Annotated in this window: 5 protein-coding genes; 2 read left to right on the top strand and 3 right to left on the bottom strand. The window is 65.5% G+C overall.

The window, feature by feature from the left end:
- The 3 genes from AX744_RS11490 to AX744_RS11480 all read right to left on the bottom strand — a co-directional run.
- Nucleotides 1–882 (bottom strand): sugar ABC transporter permease (locus AX744_RS11490; protein ID WP_061016984.1); only part of this gene is annotated, 882 nt, incomplete at its 3' end.
- A gap of 1 nt (nucleotide 883) precedes the next feature.
- Nucleotides 884–2,488, bottom strand: coding sequence for an ABC transporter permease subunit (locus AX744_RS11485; protein WP_058632566.1), 1,605 nt, complete (start codon nucleotides 2,486–2,488; stop codon nucleotides 884–886).
- A 69-nt stretch (nucleotides 2,489–2,557) separates the two neighbouring features.
- Nucleotides 2,558–3,766: a sugar ABC transporter substrate-binding protein gene (locus AX744_RS11480; RefSeq protein WP_061016982.1), complete on the bottom strand. Its 1,209-nt coding sequence runs from the start codon at nucleotides 3,764–3,766 to the stop codon at nucleotides 2,558–2,560.
- Nucleotides 3,767–3,951: 185 nt separating this feature from the next.
- Here AX744_RS11480 and AX744_RS11475 point away from each other — a divergent pair, with 185 nt between their 5' ends.
- On the top strand, nucleotides 3,952–4,383 hold the full coding sequence (locus AX744_RS11475; protein WP_061016980.1) for a hypothetical protein: 432 nt from the start codon (nucleotides 3,952–3,954) through the stop codon (nucleotides 4,381–4,383).
- A 13-nt stretch (nucleotides 4,384–4,396) separates the two neighbouring features.
- A complete protein-coding gene (locus AX744_RS11470; RefSeq protein WP_017829222.1) occupies nucleotides 4,397–4,885 on the top strand; it encodes a YajQ family cyclic di-GMP-binding protein in 489 nt (162 codons plus the stop codon).
- Nucleotides 4,886–5,158 lie beyond the last annotated feature (273 nt).

Raw genomic sequence — 5,158 nt, 5'->3', positions numbered from 1 at the left:
GAACAGGATCATCACCGGGATCGCGGCCATCACGGCCCCCGCCGAGAACGCCGACCAGTCCGCATACCGCGGGTTCGCGACGAGCTTCGTCAGACCGACCACGAGCGTCTGCTGATCGACGTCGACGAGCATGACGCTCGCGATGACGTACTCGTTGACGGTGCCGATGAACGAGAGCAGTCCGACCACCGCGAGGATCGGCGCGACCAGACGAAGGATGATCGTGAAGAAGATGCGTGCATGACCGGCACCGTCGATGCGGGCAGCCTCGTCGATCTCCTTGGGGATCGTGTTGAAGAAGCCGTACATCAGGTAGGTGTTCACACCGAGCGCTCCACCGAGGTACACCAGGATCAGACCCGTGTGGGTGTTCAGACCGATGGCCGGGAACCAGTCCCCCAGGGTCGACATGAGGAGGAAGATCGCGACCACGGCGAGCAGCTGCGGGAACATCTGCACGACCACGATCGTCACGAGGCCCACGCGGCGCCCGGCGAACCTCATGCGCGAGAAGGCGTAGGCGGCGCACGCTCCGATGAAGACCGTGACCGCGCCGGTGACGACGGCGATCAGGAGCGTGTTGAGGAACCACGTGCCGTACGGGTTCTGCGGGTCGCTGAGGATGCGCACGTAGCTGTCGATCCCGATCGCGGAGAACAGCTGGTTCGAGCCCGTCAGCGTCCCCTTCGGGTTCAGCGAGGCCGAGACGACGTACAGCAGCGGGAACAGCGCGAACGCGCTCACGACGATCGCCACGAGGTGACGCCATCCGGTGTCGGCGAACCAGGCGCCGAAGCTGCGGCGGCGCGGAGCGAGGGTCTGCGCCTTCTCGGCGGACCGGGTTGTGGCGGGACGCTCGGTGATGGGGCTGTCGGTGCTCATGTCAGTTCAGCTCCTCGAGGGCCTTGGTCTTGCGGAAGCTGATGATGGAGATCGTCGCGACCACGATGAAGATCAGGATCGTGAAGGCCGACGCCAGACCGTAGTCGCGGGTCTGACCCGTGAAAGCCACCTTGTAGACCATCGAGATCAGGATGTCGGTGTGGCCCACGGGGATGGACACATCGCTGAAGCGCGGCCCGCCCTTGGTGAGCATGTAGATCAGGTTGAAGTTGTTGAAGTTGAACGCGAACGACGAGATCAGCAGCGGCGCCACGGTCACGAGCAGCAGCGGCAGCTTGATGCGGCGGAAGACCTGCCACGGGTTCGCGCCGTCCATCACGGCGGCTTCGTTGACGTCCTCCGGGATGCCCTGCAGCGCCCCCATGCAGACCAGGAACATGTACGGGAACCCGAGCCACAGGTTCACCAGCAGCACCGACACCTTGGCGAGCGTGGGATCGGTCAGCCACGGGATCGCGGCCCCGCCGAAGATCACCTGGTTGATGAAGCCGAAGCTCTCGTTCATCATGCCCGCCCAGACCAGCGCGGACAGGAACGCGGGGAACGCGTACGGGAGGATCAGGATGATGCGGTAGCCGTTGCGGAAGCGCATACGGGTGTTGTTGAACACCAGCGCGAGCAGCAGACCGAGGAAGAACGTGGTCGCGACCGAGATCAGGGCGAACGCGAAGGTCCAGAGCGTCACCGAGATGAGCGGACCGCGGATGGAGGAGTCGGTGACAGCGCGCACGAAGTTGTCGAAACCGACCGTCGTCTGCCATCCGGGGAGGAGCTGCTCTCCGCCTTCGGCTGTGAACGCACCGTCACCCGTGTCCGAGTAGACGATCCCTGTGGTGGTGTCGGTGATCGTGTCTGCACCCTCGTCGTACTCGAGCGTCGAGACGTAGAGGTAGCCCTTCTGCCCGTCGGGAGCGCGCAGGCTGCCCTCGTTGGGGTCGTCGCTGAACGGGACGGAGAGCTGCTCCAGCTCCTCCGACAGCGTGAAGACGGTGGCGAGGGGAAGCGTGGTCCACCCGTCGACCGCGACGGCCTTGTCACCTTCGAACTGCGCGTCGACCTCTGCGAGCGGCTGCTCCGCCGTGCCGAGGAGTGCATCGCCGGTGTCCGGGTCGGTCGCCAGCAGGCCGTAGGTGCCGAACTGCTCGACCACGGTGACGGGGTACGTCGGCGAGTCCTCGACCCGTTCCTGCGCCGATGCGAGAAGCGACGAGATCGCCTGGTCCTTGGTTCCGTTGTGGCCGGTGCCGTAGTTCGTGAAGCCGATGTACCCGGTGTAGAGCAGCGTGAAGACCTGGAACACGATCAGGAAGATGATGCCGGGCGTCAGGTACTTCGCCGCGATGCGCTTGCGGGAGAAGTAGATGTAGTTGACCAGGACGGCGACCACGACGACGATGCCGAGGATCAACCACTCCTGGTGGGCGAACAGCACGAACGCGGCATACAGCGCGATCGCATCGACGACCGCCAGCAGGAGGATCTTCAGCAGCATCCAGCCGATCGGCCCTGATGCAGCCTCGGCGATCTTGGCGGCCTGGCGCTGGCGCTTGGTCGGAGGAGCTGTGCGCTCTTCGGTGTCAGTCATGTCGTCCTCGTCATGATCCTGCCGGGGCGGGCGAAGGCGCCCACCCCGGCAGAGTCAGTGTCCTGGCTGTTACTTGATCGCGGCGGTCACGTCGTCGACGAGCTTCTGCCACGTCGTCGCCGGGTCCTCGCCGTTGATGATCGCGGCCTCGGCCACGCCCCAGTACTGCCAGACCGCACCCATGGCCGGGATGGCGGGCATCGGCACGGCGTCGGCACCGACGGCCTGGAAGCCGGCGATGATCGGGTCGGCGGCCGCGGTGTCGGCCGCAGCGGTGAGCGCGGGAAGCACGTTGCCGGCCTTGAACAGCTCGAGCTGCACGTCTTCGGTGCCGATGTAGTTCACGAGGAAGTCGTTCGCGGCGACCTTGTTCTTCGACTCGGAGCTCACGAAGAAGCCCTTCACTCCGGCGAACGGCGATGCGGTCTCACCGGTCGGGCTCGGGATCGGGTCGATCGCGACGTTGATGCCGGCGTCGGTGGCCGCACCCACGTTCCACGGACCGGTCAGCCAGAAGGCGGCGGTGCCGTCGAGGAACTGCTGCTTGGCGATCTCACCGTCGACGTCGGTGTTGAGCACGCCGGCTGCGCCCTGCGCGCCCAGCCAGTCGGCGAAGGCGAAGCCGCCCTCGCTGCCGAGCTGGAGGTCGGTGGAGTCGTAGCTGCCGGTGTCGTCGGTGCCGAACACCGGGGCGCCGAACGCGGTCTGGAACGGGTACAGGTGGTACGGGTTGCCCTCGGTCCCCTGCTCGACGACGAACTTCCCCTTGGAGATCATGTCGTCGAAGCTGGTCGCGGGAGCCGGAACCAGGTCGGCGTTGCGGAGCACGGCGATGTTCTCCACGGCGTACGGGAGCATGTAGACGGTGCCGTCGTACGTCGCCGCCTGCAGCGCGACGGGGAGGTAGTCCTCGGAGCTGTCGCCCAGCTCGATCGGAGCGACCACGCCGTTCGTGGAGAGCTCGCCCAGCCAGTCGTGCGCGCCCATGACGATGTCGGGGCCCTTGCCGGTCGGGACCTGCTGGATGAAGTCGTCCTTCATGTCGTCGACCGACTTGCCCGTGAGCTGGACCTTGACGCCGGTCTTCTCCTCGTAGGCATCTGCGGCGCCCTGAAGCGCGTCGACCCGCTCGGCGTCGACCCAGACGACCAGCGCACTGCTGTCGTCGGAGCCGGAGGTGTCGTCGTTGCTGGTCCCCGTGGAGCAGCCGGCAAGCGTCAGAGTCGAAACGATGGCGATCGCGCCCGCGGCGACGATGCCCCTCTTGTTCACCTTCATTGGTGTGTGCCTCTCTCAGTGCTGATCACCTGCAAGGACTGCAAGCGCTTACAGTATGCATCGAAATCAGGGGTGTTCGCAATGAGAGAGGCCGTCGATATCAACCCGTGATGCACCGAAATCCGCTTCACTCAGATGGAAACGCTTCCACGAGTCCGACGAAACCCGCTCCGTAGACTGTGGTCATGGCTGGTGGCACACTTCGCATCCGCAGGATCACGGCAGCGCTCGCGTTGGCGCTCACGGCGATGGCGCTGAGCGGGTGCACCGCGTTCGCCCCGAGCTATGGCGTCCTGGATCGAGAAGCCGAGCCGGAAGACGCCGTCCCGGACGCGGTGGCGGAGCAGGACTCCGGAGACGTCGCCGACCTGTCGTCGGCCCGCCTGGTGGGTGAACACTCGGGCAGCTCGATCTGGCTGCTGCGCGGCGTCGAACCGGGAGCGGTATGCGTGCTCGCCTTCCCCGAGGATGGCGAGTGGGGCATGGCGTGCGGCGGAGAAGGCGCCCCCGTGGAGATGAGTGGTCCCGCCGGGCACTTCGTGACCGTCCCCGACGACTACCCCACGCCGGACGGAGCCACCCGGGTCTCCGACAACGTCTACGCGCTGAGCCCCTGAGTAGGATGAAACCATGGCTGACAGCTCATTTGACATCGTCTCGAAGGTCGACCACCAGGAAGCGGAGAACGCTCTGAACCAGGCCCGCAAGGAGATCGAGCAGCGCTACGACTTCAAGGGCACCGGTGCGTCGATCGCCTGGAGCGGCGAGAGCATCCTCATCATCGCGAACACCGAGGAGCGCGCCAAGGCCGTGCTCGACGTGTTCCAGTCCAAGCTCATCAAGCGCGGCATCTCGCTGAAGAGCCTCGAGTCCGGCGACCCGTTCGCCAGCGGCAAGGAGTTCCGCATCGTCTCGACGCTCAAGGACGGCATCTCCTCCGAGAACGCGAAGAAGATCAACAAGATCATCCGGGACGAGGGCCCCAAGGGCGTGAAGAGCCAAATCCAGGGCGACGAGCTGCGCGTGCAGTCCAAGAGCCGCGACGACCTGCAGTCGGTCATCGCGCTGTTGAAGGGCGCCGACCTCGATCTCGACCTGCAGTTCATCAACTACCGGTAAGCGTCGCGCTCGACGACGGAGGGGCCGGATGCGATCGCTTCCGGCCCCTCCGTCGTGATTTCTGGACTGCGTGCCAGATTGTTGAATTGCATACCAATATATGGGTTTCCGTACCCAAGACTGGGAAGCGGTCGACTCGACCGACGACGCGAACGCCGCGTGACGCACTGCCGTCGTAGGGCTGCGCGATTTCGGTATTGCGAGCTTGCCCTCGTGGGGACGAGGCCGCGGCAGTTCCATGCGCTCGCGTCTTCGGTGGCCGGCGGATGCTGA

It is taken from the genome of Microbacterium sp. CCH5-D1 (assembly GCF_001557335.1).
In the GTDB taxonomy this organism is placed as follows: domain Bacteria; phylum Actinomycetota; class Actinomycetes; order Actinomycetales; family Microbacteriaceae; genus Microbacterium; species Microbacterium oxydans.
This window is presented reverse-complemented; position numbering and strand designations above follow the sequence as displayed.